The organism is Mycobacterium syngnathidarum, assembly GCF_001942625.1.
GTDB classification, from domain to species: Bacteria; Actinomycetota; Actinomycetes; order Mycobacteriales; family Mycobacteriaceae; genus Mycobacterium; species Mycobacterium syngnathidarum.
Genome location: NZ_MLCL01000032.1, coordinates 116446 through 130850 on the forward strand (window position 1 = coordinate 116446; position 14405 = coordinate 130850).

The window sequence follows — 14405 nt, forward strand, 5'->3', positions numbered from 1 at the left end:
CCAGGTCGAGGCGGAAAAACCCATTTGCTTTGCGGGCCCCGCCACCTACCGTCGAGTAGCCGCAGTCCATCCTCTCAAAACCAGAGGTCAACCGGCATGGCTATGATCCGGCCGGCTGATCGGCCGACTTGACCTGAACCATTGTTGAGGCAGCATGATCGACGGTCATGGGATTTGATCTCGCCGGCTACCTGGACAGAATCGATTATCAAGGTTCGGCGTCAGCCGATCTGGACACACTGCGCGATGTCGTCGCCGCCCACGGTCGCTCGATCCCGTTCGAGAACTTGGATCCGCTCCTGGGTATCCCGGTAGCCGATCTCAGCGCGGACGTATTGACCGACAAGCTCGTCACCCGCCGCCGCGGCGGCTACTGCTACGAGCACAACGGACTACTCGGTTACGCCCTCGACGAACTGGGCTACGGCGTCGACCGGCTGGCCGGACGGGTGGTCTGGATGAAGGAGCCCGACGCCCCGTTGCCCGCGCTCACCCACAATGTGCTGGCGGTGACGGTGCCCGGGGAGGCCGGACGCTTCCTGGTCGACGTCGGCTTCGGTGGGCAGACGCTGTCGTCGCCGATCCGGCTGCAGACCGGTGCGGTGCAGCAGACCCGCCACGAGCCCTACCGGCTGATCGAACTGGCCAGTCGCGGAGCGCCGGAGTATGAGTTGGCCGCGCAGGTGCGCGGGCAGTGGCAGCCGCTGTACCGCTTCACGACCGTGCCGCAGCCGCGGATCGACCTGGAGGTCGGAAGCTGGTATGTGTCAACGCATCCGGGCGGGATCTTCGTCGTGGGACTGACCGCTGCACTGGTCACCGACGACGCGAGGGCCAACCTGCGGGGCCGCAACCTGGCGATCCACCGTCACGATGGCACCGAGAAGATCCGATTCGACACGGCCGCACAGGTTCTCGACGCGCTCACCGAGCGGTTCGGTGTCAACCTGTCAGATCTCGGCGGCGTTGACGTCGAGGCCCGGGTGGCGCAGGTGCTCGACAGCTGAGCACGCTCGGGTAACCACAGCAGGAAATGTCATGGTCCCGCGGTCGGTGGCCGACCATACTCGGTGAACGTGGAGGACCAACCGAATGGACGTGACCGGCTGCGGGAGTTGCTCGATGCCGTCGTCGACGACGAGAACGCGGGCGTCGGCGACATGGCACGCAGCAGCTTCGCCTCGGAGTTCCACTTCTCCCGGGAAGTGCGCAGGCTCACCGGGGAGCCACCGGCGGCGCTGCGCCGACGGGTCATGCTCGAGCGGGCGGCCTGGCGGTTGCAGCAGGGGTCCGGGGTGGCCGAGGTGGCCGATTCCGAGGGATGGTCGTCGGCCGAGGTGTTCTCCCGCGCGTTCCGTCGTGCGTTCGGCGTGCCGCCGTCGCGCGCCGGCGATGTCGGTTTCCGGCTGACTGCTCCCAATGGTGTCCACTTCCATCCGCCGCAGTCGCTGTGGTGCGATTCCGGCTCGGGCGAGGAGGCCGGCCCGGATATCGCCCAGTTCATGCTCGTACACGACATCGCCGATACCGAGTACCTCATCGATGCCGCGGCTGGTCTTTCTGAACGGCAATGGGCCGAGGAGGTTTCGCCGGGTCAGGTGGTGCTGGACTGGGACGGGCCAGAACCGAGTGTCGCCGCGGTGCTCGGCGCAATCGTGTGGACCAAAGAGGTCTGGTTGGCGACCATCGAAGGCAGGGACTTCCCGTCACGCGATACCACCCGTACCGCGACAGCCGAGCAACTCGCCGCGCACCACCACGTCATCGGAAAACGCTGGACCACAGTGATATCGGAGTATTCGGCGGCAGGCAGGCTCGGCGACACCGTGATCGACGCACTGTGTGATCCGCCGGAATCCTTTCAGCTGTACGGGATCGTCGCGCACGTACTGACGTACTCCGCGCACCGGCGGGCACTGGTGCGCGGCATGCTGGCACGCCACGGCGTGGCACCCGACCGGGGTGACCCATTGGAATGGATGAGGAAGGACTGACCGGTGAAGACCGTGTACTACACCGCATCGAGCCTGGACGGTTTCATCGTCGACGCCGAGGACAGCCTGGATTGGCTGATCTCGCGAAACATCGACCAACAGGGTCCGTTCGGCTATGACGGGTTCATCAAAACCATCGGTGCCCTGGTGATGGGGTCGTCGACTTACGAGTGGATTGTGAAGAACCAGCCCGACGAGTGGATGTACGAGCAGCCGACATGGGTGCTGACCCACCGCCAGGAGATCATCGTCGCCGGGCATCCGGTCCAGGTGTACGCGGGCGATGTCGGCGAGCTGCACACCCGATTGGCGACGGCCGCGGCAGGCAAGGATGTCTGGGTTGTCGGCGGGGGAGACGTTGCCGCCCAGTTCGTCACGGCCGGATTGATCGACGAGATGATCGTCAGCTATGCGCCGTGCACATTGGGGGCGGGAGCGCCGGTGCTGCCGGTCCGCTCCGAGTGGGTGCTGGCCGAAACTGCGGCCAACGGTGAGTTTGTCTGTGCGCGGTGGGTCAGGGCGCCGGCCGACTGACCCCGGGGAGACCGTTGCGCCGGACGAATTCCCTTGACTTGATCAGGAATTCGAGTTGCCGAGCGACGTCGTGCAGCGGGTCGACCGACCTCGACGACCGGCACAGCACCACGGCGCCCTCCAGCGCGGCGATGCACATCACCGCCAGGGACGACGCGTCGGATTCGTCGAAACCGTCGGCAACGAAATCGGCAGTCAATGCCGCGCGCCAGCGGTCGAAGATGGCGCCGGCCGCCGCGGTGAGGTCGGGTTCTTCGTCCGGGGCGGCGATTGCCACCGCCACCACCGGGCAACCGGCGGTGAAATCGCTTCCGGTGAGCACGTGTTCCCAGAATTCGACGAATCGTTGCACGAGATTCCATGCGCTGTCGGAGGTTTCGGCACCGATGACGTCGCCGATAGTGTCCGCGGCGTATTGCAGCGCCTCCATCAGGATCTGGCGGCGGCCGCCGGGGAAGTGGTGGTACACCGAACCGCGGGGTGCGGCGCTACGGGCCAGGACTTCGTCGATCGTGACGCCTGCGGCGCCCCGCTCGCGCAACACCTCTACCGCGCTGCCGAGCATGCGGGCGCGCGTCGAGCCGCGCTTGTTCCGCGGCTTCGTGGCGGTGTCAGGCGACCCGGTCATGCAGGAATTGCGAGGAACAGCGAAGGAGCATCCGCGGGGTGAGGGTGCGCACCGGGGTATGCGGTGTGCGGACCCGACCGGTGAACCGGTGACCGGCGAGGTTGAGCTCAACGACCCACATCGCGCACCGCCCTTCTATGCGATCCACCATAGAAATGATGGAATCCTCGCATGATGTCGAGTATCCAACGAACATCCTTGTGGACAAAAGACTAGCAGGTGAACGCCTTCTGAACAGGTCGCGCCCGGCGCCGGAGGGCTGCGGCAAAATTATGATCATTTGCATAATTTTGCTGGTCGGCGTTGGCTCCCCGCGACCCGTGGCGTCTCGATGGGGATTAAACCAAGGTGTGCAGTCCTTCGTCGAACGCCGGGCCGCCAGCTTCCAGGGCCGCTGAGTTACTCGGCGCGAGCAGACACAAAATCGCACTGAGAGGTGCTCGGTAATGCGATTCTCTGTCTGCTCGCCGAGGAAATCAGCCGGCGGACTCCAGCGCGACCAGGGCCGCGGCCACCGCGAAGAACTTGTTGGACCCGAGCTGGCGCACGGTCTTGATGTTGAACGCCGCGGCGAGGTGCTCGGCATCGGCATCGGTGACGCCGGCCAGGGCCGCCGGAGAGGCGTCCAGGATCTCCTTGAGCGACTTGTCCTCGTAGGCCTTGTCGAGCGACTTGGCCAGATCAACCGAAACTGCCACGGTGCCTCCTCGTTGTTGGGCTGCCCACCGTAGTTGCCCACCCTGAACGTGGGCTGTCGGTGCAACCTCGCCCACACGAAAGGCGCCTTGAAACCGCAGTCCCAGGGCGCCTTTACGAGTTTCGAAGAGTTTTACTCCGGGGTGTAGCCGAACGGCAGCAGCACGCTCTTGGCCTGGGTGTAGGCGTCGATGCCCTCCGGGCCGTTCTCGCGGCCGATGCCTGAGTTCTTGTAGCCGCCGAACGGGGCTCCCGGATCGAAGGCGTACATGTTCACCGCGTAGGTGCCGGTACGGATCTTCGAGGCGATCTCGATGGCCTTCGGGAAGTCGGTGGTGTACACGCTGCCCGCCAGACCGTACGGCGAGTCGTTCGCGATGCGCACCGCGTCGTCCTCGTCGTCGAACGGGATCACCACGAGCACCGGCCCGAAGATCTCCTCCTGCGCGATGGTCATCGAGTTGTCGACGTCGGCGAACACCGTCGGCTGCACGAACCAGCCCGAATCCAGGCCCTCGGGACGTCCACCGCCGGCGACGATGCGCGCACCCTCCTCGACACCCTTCTTGATGTAGCCCTCGACGCGGTCTCGCTGCTTCTCCGAGATCAGCGGGCCGATCATCGAGGCCGGATCGTCGGGCAGGCCGACCGGCATTGAACTGACAGCTTCCGCAAGTTTTCCTACGATCTCGTCGTACCGCGACCGCGGCGCCAGGATGCGGGTCTGCCCGACACAGGCCTGGCCACAGTTCATCAGGCCGGAGAACACCAGCATCGGCAGCGTGGAGTCCACATCGGCGTCTTCGAGGACGATCGCCGCGGACTTGCCGCCGAGTTCCAGCGTGCAGGGCTTGAGCTTCTCGGCGGCGATCTTGCCGATCTCCTTGCCGACACCGCTGGAGCCGGTGAAGGTGAACTTGTCCAGCTCGGGGTTGGAGGTCAGCGCGCGGCCCGTCTCGGGGCCACCCGGCACCACCGAGAGAACGCCTTCGGGCAGGCCGGCCTCGGCCAACACCTCGGCGAACAAGTTGGTGGTCAGCGGCGTCTCACCGGCCGGCTTGAGCACCACGGTGCAGCCGGCAAGCAGGGCCGGGCCCAGCTTGTTGCAGGCCAGGAAGAACGGCACGTTCCAGGCGATGACGGCGCCCACGACGCCGATCGGCTCCTTGACGACCAGGGTCTGGCCGTAGATGCCGTCGCGGATGCCCTTCCAGTCGTACTTGTCGGCCGCGCCGGCGTAGTACTGCAGGCTCGACACGCCCGCGCCGAACTGCATCATGTCGACGATGGTCGGAGGCTGGCCGGTCTCCAGCTTCAGCAGGTGCTTGAACTCCTCGGCCCGCTCGTTGATGAGCTCGACGGCCTTGGCCAGCACGGCCTGGCGCTCCTCGGGCGACATGTGGGGCCACGGGCCCTCGTCGAAGGCTTTGCGGGCCGCAGCGCACGCGGCGTTGACGTCGGCTTCGGCGGCGAGCGGGACCTGGCCGACCTTCTCGCCGGTCGCGGGGGAGAAGACCTCGATGACCTCGGAGGTCGAGGGCTCCACCCAGTGGCCGCCGATGAACAGTTTGTCGAATTCCGTCCTTATGGCGGCTGCGCTTTGTGTCATGGCCGTCACATTACCTAGATTTCCCAGAAAAACGAGAACCTGTTCCAGTTGACGGTTTCAGGACGGTCGTAGTACCAGCACCAGATTGCTCACCAGGAACTCCCGCAACCCCGGCACCGCCGTCATCCACCAGGCCCATCGTGGGTGGTAGCGCGGAAAAGCCGCGATCAGCGCGCCGGTGGCGGCGGCCCACTGCAGACCGTCGGCGGCCGACACCGCGAACAACGACGAGCCGTAGTCGTTCTTCGGTCGGTGGCCGTGTTTGCGGGTGTAGCGCTCGGCCGCCTGGGCTCCGCCCAGATAGTGCGTCAGCCCCATTTCATGGCCGCCGAACGGACCCAGCCACACCGTGTAGGACAACACCGCCAGCCCACCCGGCTTCGTGACCCGCAACATCTCGTTGCCCAACCGCCACGGGTGCGGCACATGCTCGGCGACATTGGAGGAGAGGCAGATGTCGACGCTGTCGTCGGCGAACGGCAGTGCCATCCCGGAGGCCCGCACGAACGTGCCTTCTGTCGTGTCCGCAGCTGGTCCCGCGTGCATTTCGCGCGGATCCGGCTCCACTCCGATGTAGCGCAGGCCGGCGTGATCGAACGCCGACGCGAAGTAGCCGGGCCCGCCGCCGACGTCGAGCACGGTGCGGCCGGCAGGGGATTCACCGGTGGCGCCCGTCCACAAGTCCGTGGTCATCGCGACGGTATCGGTGGCCAGCGCGCCGTAGAACCGGGCGGGTTGGCTCTGCTCGAACCGGAATTGCGCGAGTAGCCGCACCGACCGGTTCAAGGTGGCCCGGCGGGCGAAGCGCGCCGAGATGTCGCTGGGCTGCACCCGCTCAACCTACTGACCGGTACCCTCAACACGATGTCTGCCCGTCCCGACCCACGCTTGCGGAGCGTCCTGCTGCTCTGCTGGCGCGATACGGGGCATCCGCAGGGCGGCGGCAGCGAGGCATATCTGCAACGGATCGGTGCGTGCCTGGCCGATGACGGCGTCGACGTCACGCTGCGCACCGCGCGGTACCCGGGCGCGGCGCGGCGCGAGGTGGTCGACGGCGTCAAGATCAACAGAGCCGGCGGTCCCTACAGCGTCTACATCTGGGCCGGGTTGGCCATGGTGGCCGCCCGCGTCGGCCTCGGGCCGCTGCGCAGGGTTCGGCCCGACGTCGTCGTCGACACCCAGAACGGGCTGCCCTTCCTGGCTCGGCTCGCGTTCGGCCGGCGGGTCGCGGTGCTCGTGCATCACTGTCACCGCGAACTGTGGCCGGTGGCCGGCCCGATGAAGGGCCGGATCGGCTGGTTCGTCGAGTCGAAACTCTCGCCGCGACTGCACCGTCGCAACCAGTACGTCACCGTGTCACTGCCCTCGGCCCGCGACCTGAATGAACTCGGGGTCGATTCCGGCCGGATCGCAGTGGTGCGCAACGGCCTTGACGAGGCCCCGGGCCCCACGCTGGAACTGCCCCGCTCGACCAGCCCGCGGCTGGTGGTGTTGTCGCGGCTGGTGCCGCACAAGCAGATCGAAGATGCGTTGGAAGCGGTCGCCGCACTGCGTGCGGAAGTGCCCGGGCTGCACCTGGACATTCTCGGCGGTGGTTGGTGGCAGCGGCGGCTGGTCGAGCACGCCGAACTGCTCGGCATCTCCGATTCGGTGACGTTCCACGGTCATGTCGACGAAGAAACCAAACACCGTGTGCTGCAGCAGAGTTGGGTCCATGTCCTGCCCTCGCGCAAAGAAGGCTGGGGGCTCGCTGTCACCGAGGCCGCCCAACACGGGGTGCCGACCATCGGCTACCGCGCCTCCGGCGGGCTGACCGACTCGATCGTCGACGGGGTCACCGGTCTGCTGGTCGAGGACCGTGAGGGCCTGGTCGCGGGGATCCGCCAGCTGCTGAGCGATCCGGTGATGCGAGTGCAGCTGGGGAGCAAGGCGCAGACCCGCAGCGACGAGTTCTCTTGGCGGCTCAGCGCGGATGCGATGCGCACCGTGCTGGGGTCCGTATACGAGCGGCAGTACGTCAGTGGGTTGGTCTAGTCCGCCAGGGGTCGAGCGGGCGCCGCTGGTCACGCGAATCGCAGTTTTCGACGTGATGTCGATGTGCCCGGCTGTCAGCGACTTTCCAGCGACAATTGCCACACGGGCATCGCTGGCCTCATCAAACCCATTGTCGCTGAAAAGTCGCGCGCAGCCGGGCAACTAGGCACCTGCTTCCGCGCCGCGACACGCAGAACCGCCACGCACGACACCCCGATCCGCCGAGGCTAACCGCGCCGGCCTGATCGTCCATGTGCTCGCCAGAAGCTCACAGCCATCCCGAGCGCCCCGCCGGCCAGCACTCCCAGCCACACCCCATGCGCGGCGATCATCACGCCTCGGTGAGGCGAGGCCGGGTGATCGCCGCCAATCCGGTACACGGCGACGTCGCCATCCCGGTAGGCCACCGGAAGGTCCAATTCGGCCGGCACACCGTTGGTTTCGACCACCAACCAGCCGACACCGGCGTCGGCCATGGTTGGGCGGTCGGCGCCCGAGCGCAGTAGATCCTGAACCGCGCGAGCCCGCCTCCCCTCCCCGGGCACCAGCTGACCGCCGATCACCAGATCGCCGGTCGACAGCACCTCGGCGCGCAGCCACCGGGGCAGCGGATCGAGTACCGGCGCGGTACCCGACCAGTAGAACAACCGCATGCTGTCCGGTGGCAGCACCACCACCGGCCGGGGATCGGCGTTGATCGTCGCTGTCGCGGCGGCCCACCCGGTCGGATACTGCACTGCGCGCATCTGATTGCCCACGCCCCAGGCCAAGTCGGGCAGTACCGCGATCAGCGCAGCACAGCCCACCGCAGCCGAAGCGGCCGATGGCACCCGCAGCCGGCGCAACGTGTCGGGTGCGGCAGCGGCAGCCAGCACGTAGCCTGGCATCGCCAGGGCCACCCACTTCTGCCCGTCACGCACCACGCCGAGGCCGGGCGCGGTCCGGATGGTCGCTTCGACAAATGCGAGCCCAGGGGTGGTGGCCATGGCCGCCGGGATCACCACCGCCACCGCGGCCAGGAGCAGCAGCGGGGCCGCCGTGCGGTTACGCAGCACGACCGGCAGGCCGAGCGCCACGATGATGATCAGCACCGCCGTCGCGACCAATGCGAAAAGCGTTGTGCGTGAGTCGGGTACCGCATCGCCATTCCAGATACCGGCCAAGCCGGCCAGGCTGCCCAGGGTGCTAAGACCCGGCTCGGCCCTGGCCGCGAATGCGTGGACCCCGGCCGCCGACGCCGGGGATGACACCGTGCCCCCGACGGCCGCGGCCACCAGCCACGGCATCGCGGCAAGTGCGGCCGCCCCTAATGCCAGGGCACCGACCCGCAGTCGCCCCCATCCGGTGCCGGGGACGGCGAGGCAGACCAGCGCGATGGTGGCGGCCAGCATCAGGCCTGTCGGCGTCAAGCCGGCCAGGGCGATCCAGAACATCAGACCCCACACCGCCCCGAGGCGCGAACCGTTTTGTCCTCCTCGCGTGCGGGGGTCCGCCCGCAGCCGCAGCACACCCGCCGCCACCCAGGGCAGGCAGCCGTAGCCGACCAGCAGGCTCCAGTGACCCTGCAACAACCGTTCGGCCACATATGGATTCCAGACGGCCAGCGTTGCCGCGAGAAACTGGCCGGGCAAACCGCAGCCCAGCACGGCCGAGGCGAGCCGGGCCGCACCCCAGCCCGCCAGCCACAACCCCGCCACCAACAGGACCTTGACCACGATCCCGCCGTCGATGACGGCCGAGGTCACCGCGACAAAGAAATCCTGCGGCAGTGCCCGGGGTGCGGCCTCGGTCAGCCCGAGCGCCGCGTCCGACAGGTACGACCGCGGGGTCGAGACGGCGTCGCGCAAAAGCAGGTAACCGGGCCCCAGTAGGGGCCCGGTTACCAGTAAGGACAGCGCCAGCGCATAGGCCGGCAGCAGGGCGGAGCGCAGGCGCAGATCTACCGGTCCGGTGGTAGGTCGGACGGCCGTTGTGCGGGCAGCTTCTCGGTCTTGGCCTCCGCACCCGGCACCTGGAAGCCCTGGGTGTTGAAGAATCCGTGATCGGCGGTGTCGAGGCCGGGATCGATCAGGGTCGACTCGGCGCGCAGCGCGAACGAACCGACGACGGCGCCACCGACCAGCGCCAGCAGGCCCAGTGCGGCGAACGTGATCGGCAGGACCCGGGTCCACAGGGACACCCGGTCACGCTCATCCTGAGCGGCCGCGACCTGGGACTCGACCGTTTCCTCGTTGTAGGTGACCTTGTAGTCGACGTAGGTCACCTCGGGCTTGAGCGCGTCCCGCGCGTAGTACTGGTAGCCGTGATCCTGCGCCTTGACGATGGTGCCGGACACCGGATCGACCCAGAAGGTGCGCTGCGCGGCGTAGAAGCGGTCCATCGTGATCCGCTCGTCGGGTTCACCGGGCACTCCCCACATCGCGGCCGTGGCGGTAACCGAACTGTCTGCGTCGTCCTCGTACAGCGACGAGTACTTCACCGGCTCGGCCAGCTTGCCGTCGGAGTCGTAGCCGACATTCTGGATGAACCGGTAGGTGGTGAGCCCGTTGACGTCTTCTTCACCGTCATAGTTGGCGTCGAACGCCTTCTGCGCGATCGGGTCGAAGAACGGGTAGGTCTTCTTCTCGGTGTCGAACGGGAACCGGTAGGTCAGGCCCTCGTGCGGCAGCGCGACGTTGGTCGGCGGCTTCTCGTCCTCGATGGCCCGCGGCTTCTGCAGTGCCCCGCCCGGGTTGTTGTCGCTCGACACGGCCAGCGCGGAGCTCCGGTTCATGGTGACGGTGTCCACCATCGCCAACAACAGGCCGGAGTCCTTCTGCCGGTCCGTGCGTCGCAGCGTGCTGCCCACCTGCAGCGTCACGACCTCGGCGTTGGACGGTGATTCCACGCTGACCTGCTGTTGAAGCGCGACCGGCACGTTGCGGTCGACGGAGAACTTCTCGGCCACCAGCGATTCCGGATCAAAAGCGGTCGCGGTGCCATCGCTGACCAGGCTGGTATCCAGGTTGAGCGGGATCTTGGCGATCTTGCCCTTGGTGTAGGTGGTCAGCAACAGTGCGGCGATGAGTAGGGCTGCACCCAGCCCCATCAGTCCGCATGCTGCGATACGCAGCGCCACTGCGCGGTTCAAACCGGGCCTCCTTCAGTGTGGGCCAACTCGTCGTGAGGCAAACCCGTTCGACCCTAACAGCACTATTTAAGGCCATTACTTACTCCGGTGGCACTCCGCGGGTGCATTAACCCGCAGTTTTGGCGGGGTTGCCACAGCGCGGCACACTGGTCGCCGTGGCGACGGCAGCATCGGACGTCCAGAACGGTCCGGAGCAGGTCGGCGGAACGCGCAGCTTCCTGCCGGCCGTCGAAGGCATGCGCGCCTGCGCGGCCATGGGTGTGGTGCTCACCCACGTGGCTTTCCAGACCGGGCACACCACCGGGGTGACCGGCCGATTCTTCGGCCGGTTCGACCTCGCGGTCGCGGTGTTCTTCGCGCTCTCGGGCTTCCTGCTCTGGCGGGGCCATGCCGCGGCCGCCCGGGGCCTGCGTCCTCGCCCCCGCACCGGTCACTACCTGCGCTCCCGCATCGTGCGCATCATGCCCGGTTATCTGGTGGCGGTCGTGGTGATCATCCTGCTGCTGCCCGAGGCCAAGGCCGACGTGACGGTGTGGCTGGCGAACCTGACCCTGACCCAGATCTATGTGCCGCTGACGCTCACTGCGGGGCTCACGCAGATGTGGAGCCTTTCGGTCGAGGTCAGTTTCTATCTGGCCTTGCCGGTGCTGGCGCTCTTGGCGCGGCGGCTGCCCGTGCGGGCCCGCATCGGCGTCATCATCGCCGTGGCGGCACTGAGTTTGTTGTGGGTGCGCATTCCGTTCGACGGCACTACCGGACTCAATCCGTGGAACTGGCCGCCGGCCTTCTTCTCGTGGTTCGCCGCGGGCATGGTGCTCGCCGAACTCACGGTGAGCCCATTCGGATGGGTGCACCGGCTGGCTCGGCGCCGCATCCTGATGGGTGTGATCGCCGCGGTGGCATTCGCGATCGCGGCCTCGCCGCTGGCCGGTCTGGAAGGGCTACGCCCGGGCTCGGTCGGCCAGGTGACGCTGAAGACCGCGATGGGTGCGATCGTCGCGGGCGCGCTGCTGGCCCCGCTGGTCCTCGACCATCCCGACACCGGCCACCGGATTCTGGGCAACAAGGTGATGGTGACGCTGGGCCGTTGGTCCTACGGATTGTTCGTCTGGCATCTGGCCGCGTTGGCCATGGTGTTCCCGATGATCGGCGAGTTCTTGTTCAACGGGCAGATGCTCGTGGTGCTGATCCTGACGCTGGTGTTCGGCTTCGCGCTGGCCGCGGTGAGCTATGCGCTGGTCGAATCCCCGTGCCGGGAGGCGTTGCGGCGGTGGGAGTACCGCAACGAGCGTCCGGTGCCGCCGCTGGACAGTTCGATCACCGACGAGCCGGAGCCTGCCCCAGCCGCGCGATGACCTCGTCGCGCACCGCGGTGCGGCGCGCCTTGCCGGCGTCGTCACGCAGCGGCGTGTCGGCGAACTCCACCCAGCTGGGCACCTTGTAGCCGGACAGGCGCTCGTGCAGAAAGTCCTGGACGGCCGCGGCGTCGAGGCCGGACCCGTCACACGTCTGCACCAAGGCGTATGGCACCTGACCCAGATCCTCGTGCGGTACACCGACCACCAGACAGGACAACACGTCCGGATGGTCGGCCAGCGCGGCTTCGATCTCGGCCGGGTAGACGTTCTTCCCGCCCACGGTGAACATGTCGACGCGCCGGTCGTTGAGGTAGAAGAACCGCTCGTCCCCGTCGTCGACGTAATACCCGAGATCTCCGAGGGAGTCCCAGCCGTCGCGACTCTTGGCCGTGCTGCCCACATAACGGTAAGTGGGCGCACTGCCGGGACCGGGCCGCATGTAGATCTCACCGGTCACGCCAGGGGGACATTCGGCTCCGTCGTCGTCGAGCACCTTCATCTCACCGGCCACCACCACGCCGACCGAACCCGGATGTCGCAGCCACTGCTCACCGGAGATGAAGGTCAGGGCCTGCAGTTCGGTACCGCCGTAGAGCTCCCACAGCGCATCTGGGCCGACCAGGTCGATCCACGCCTGTTTGACCGCGGGCGGGCAGGGTGCGCCGACGTGCCAGAAGCGTCGAATGCTGGACAGGTCATAGGCTTTCGGGTCGGCCCGGTAGACCGGCAGCAGGCGCTGCATGATGGTCGGCACCGTGGTCAGGAACGTCACGCGGTGTTCGGTGACCAGCCGCAGGAACTCCACCGGGTCGAAACGGGGCATCAACACCAGGTGGTGGCCTTGCAGCAGGGCGATGGCGAAGGTGGTGAAACCGGTGTTGTGGCTCATCGGCACCGACATCAGCGTGACGTCTCCGGGCTGGGCGCCCAGCGGAACGCCGATCAGGGCGGGCACCCGGCTGTCGCCGCCCGCCTCGATCAGCTTCGGGCGGCCGGTGCTGCCGCCCGAGGCCATCGACTTCCACGTCGGCGAGACCGCCTCGGGCAGTGGCGCGTCGGACAGTCCGGCGTCAGGGGTGAAACCGGCTGGAACCCAGGGTGTTTCACCGGCGTCGCGGCCGACCACCAGGGCCCGGGGACGTAACGCCAGGATCCCGGCGAACTCGGCGTCCGGCAACCGGGGTGACAACGGCTGCGGCACCGCGCCAAGCTTCCACGTGGCCAGGACCGCCTGCACCCATTCGATCGAATTGGGCAAATTGATGGTGATGTAATCACCTTGCCGCACACCGCGTTCGGCGTAGGCACGGGCCAGTCGATTGGCGGAGCGCTCCAGTTCGGCCCGGGTGAGCGTGACGTCCCCGCAGGTTACCGCGGGCCGGTCGGGATCAGCCGCGACCAGTTGGCTGACGGCGGTCGGGATGGTCGGGAAGGCGTCGGTCATCTCAGTACCCGCCCTTGCGCTCGAAGATTCGTCGCGGATTGTCCACCAGCATCGTGGTGATCTGCTGCTCGGTCACCCCGCGCTCACGCAAGGCGGGCAGCACGTCGTTGTGGATGTGCAGGTAATGGCTGTTCGGAAGGGCCTGCGCGGTGAGCTCGTCAGGCAACGCGTCGAAGTAGCACCAGGTGTCGTGCGAGAGCACCATCTTTCCGGCGTGGCCGCGCGCGCACATGGTTGCGACGGTCGCGACCCGTTCCTCGAACGGGAGAAAGACGTCGACGCCGAAGCGGTCCATGCCGATGTAGGAACCGTTGGCGATCAACTCCTCGAGGTAGCCGATGTCGGTGGTGTCGCCGCAGTGGCCGATGATCACCCGGGACAGGTCCACGCCTTCCTCGGCGAAGATGCGCTGCTGTTCGAGGCCGCGCCGGCTGGCCGCGTGGGTGTGGGTGGAGATCGGCACCCCGGTCTGCCGGTGGGCCTGGGCGACGGCCCGCAGGACTCGCTCGACGCCCGGGGTGACGCCGGGTTCGTCGGTGGCGCACTTGAGGATTGCGGCTTTGATGCCGGTGTCGGCGATGCCGTGATCGATGTCGCGGACGAACATCTCGGTCATGGGGTCCGGATGTCCGTTTTTGGGCGCGTTGAAGTGGAAGGTCAGCGGCAGATCGTTATAGGTGTAGAAGCCGGTGGCGGCGACGATGTTGAGCTCAGTGGCCGCGGCGATCCGGGCGATGCGCGGAATGTAGCGGCCCAGTCCGACCACGGTGAGGTCGACGATGGTGTCGATGCCGCGGGACTTGAGTTCGGTGAGCCGTGCGATCGCATCGGCCTCCCGGCTGGCCTCGTCACCCCAGGACTCGGGGTAGTTCTGGGCCATCTCGCTGCTCATGATGAAGACGTGCTCGTGCATGAGCGTGACGCCGAGGTCGGCGATATCGATGGCTCCGTGGGCGGTGTTGACTGTCGGCACGAGCC

The 14405-nt window shown here is 67.2% G+C and carries 14 protein-coding genes; 5 read left to right on the forward strand and 9 right to left on the reverse strand.

The features are described from left to right. The first annotated feature begins 167 nt into the window (after window positions 1-167). From BKG60_RS10340 to BKG60_RS10350, 3 genes are all read left to right on the forward strand, one after another. Complete coding sequence (locus BKG60_RS10340; protein ID WP_070945430.1) at window positions 168-1007, forward strand: arylamine N-acetyltransferase family protein; 840 nt, start codon at window positions 168-170, stop codon at window positions 1005-1007. A 63-nt stretch (window positions 1008-1070) separates the two neighbouring features. Then, window positions 1071-1994, forward strand: coding sequence for a helix-turn-helix domain-containing protein (locus tag BKG60_RS10345; RefSeq protein ID WP_070945429.1), 924 nt, complete (start codon window positions 1071-1073; stop codon window positions 1992-1994). 3 nt (window positions 1995-1997) lie between these two features. Then, window positions 1998-2528, forward strand: coding sequence for a dihydrofolate reductase family protein (locus BKG60_RS10350; RefSeq protein WP_070945428.1), 531 nt, complete (start codon window positions 1998-2000; stop codon window positions 2526-2528). On the opposite strand, the gene BKG60_RS10355 is transcribed toward BKG60_RS10350, so the two are convergent. The 5 genes from BKG60_RS10355 to BKG60_RS10370 all read right to left on the reverse strand — a co-directional run bounded on the left by BKG60_RS10355 (window position 2509) and on the right by BKG60_RS10370 (window position 6277). Then, the gene (locus BKG60_RS10355) at window positions 2509-3156 is read right to left on the reverse strand and encodes a TetR/AcrR family transcriptional regulator (RefSeq protein WP_070945427.1); all 648 of its coding nucleotides are present in this window, start codon (window positions 3154-3156) and stop codon (window positions 2509-2511) included. The two genes, BKG60_RS10350 and BKG60_RS10355, sit on opposite strands and share 20 nt — an antisense overlap. After that, window positions 3140-3304, reverse strand: coding sequence for a hypothetical protein (locus tag BKG60_RS31940; RefSeq protein WP_165688709.1), 165 nt, complete (start codon window positions 3302-3304; stop codon window positions 3140-3142). The genes BKG60_RS10355 and BKG60_RS31940 overlap by 17 nt, the downstream gene beginning before the upstream one ends. A gap of 328 nt (window positions 3305-3632) precedes the next feature. Continuing rightward, window positions 3633-3854, reverse strand: a complete 222-nt coding sequence (locus BKG60_RS10360; RefSeq protein ID WP_036446466.1) for a hypothetical protein — start codon at window positions 3852-3854, stop codon at window positions 3633-3635. Window positions 3855-3985: 131 nt separating this feature from the next. Beyond that, complete coding sequence (locus BKG60_RS10365; protein WP_070945426.1) at window positions 3986-5461, reverse strand: aldehyde dehydrogenase; 1476 nt, start codon at window positions 5459-5461, stop codon at window positions 3986-3988. Window positions 5462-5518: 57 nt separating this feature from the next. Further along, window positions 5519-6277, reverse strand: coding sequence for a class I SAM-dependent methyltransferase (locus BKG60_RS10370; protein ID WP_207549579.1), 759 nt, complete (start codon window positions 6275-6277; stop codon window positions 5519-5521). 48 nt (window positions 6278-6325) lie between these two features. Here BKG60_RS10370 and BKG60_RS10375 point away from each other — a divergent pair, with 48 nt between their 5' ends. After that, on the forward strand, window positions 6326-7495 hold the full coding sequence (locus tag BKG60_RS10375) for a glycosyltransferase family 4 protein (RefSeq protein WP_070945424.1): 1170 nt from the start codon (window positions 6326-6328) through the stop codon (window positions 7493-7495). A gap of 227 nt (window positions 7496-7722) precedes the next feature. On the opposite strand, the gene BKG60_RS10380 is transcribed toward BKG60_RS10375, so the two are convergent. Both BKG60_RS10380 and pgfA read right to left on the reverse strand, forming a co-directional pair. Beyond that, window positions 7723-9414, reverse strand: coding sequence for an MmpA family trehalose lipid delivery protein (locus BKG60_RS10380; RefSeq protein ID WP_070945486.1), 1692 nt, complete (start codon window positions 9412-9414; stop codon window positions 7723-7725). Window positions 9415-9434: 20 nt separating this feature from the next. Beyond that, window positions 9435-10625: a cell envelope lipid trafficking protein PgfA gene (gene pgfA / locus BKG60_RS10385; protein ID WP_036390480.1), complete on the reverse strand. Its 1191-nt coding sequence runs from the start codon at window positions 10623-10625 to the stop codon at window positions 9435-9437. 236 nt (window positions 10626-10861) lie between these two features. Here pgfA and BKG60_RS10390 point away from each other — a divergent pair, with 236 nt between their 5' ends. After that, entirely contained in the window at window positions 10862-11980 is a 1119-nt protein-coding gene (locus BKG60_RS10390; protein WP_239251721.1) for an acyltransferase family protein, read from the forward strand. Here the strand turns inward: BKG60_RS10390 and BKG60_RS10395 are convergent. Together BKG60_RS10395 and BKG60_RS10400 are read right to left on the reverse strand one after the other, a co-directional pair. Continuing rightward, the gene (locus tag BKG60_RS10395) at window positions 11943-13427 is read right to left on the reverse strand and encodes an AMP-binding protein (RefSeq protein ID WP_070945423.1); all 1485 of its coding nucleotides are present in this window, start codon (window positions 13425-13427) and stop codon (window positions 11943-11945) included. The two genes, BKG60_RS10390 and BKG60_RS10395, sit on opposite strands and share 38 nt — an antisense overlap. Window position 13428: 1 nt before the next feature. Beyond that, the gene (locus BKG60_RS10400) at window positions 13429-14400 is read right to left on the reverse strand and encodes a phosphotriesterase family protein (protein ID WP_070945422.1); all 972 of its coding nucleotides are present in this window, start codon (window positions 14398-14400) and stop codon (window positions 13429-13431) included. Window positions 14401-14405 lie beyond the last annotated feature (5 nt).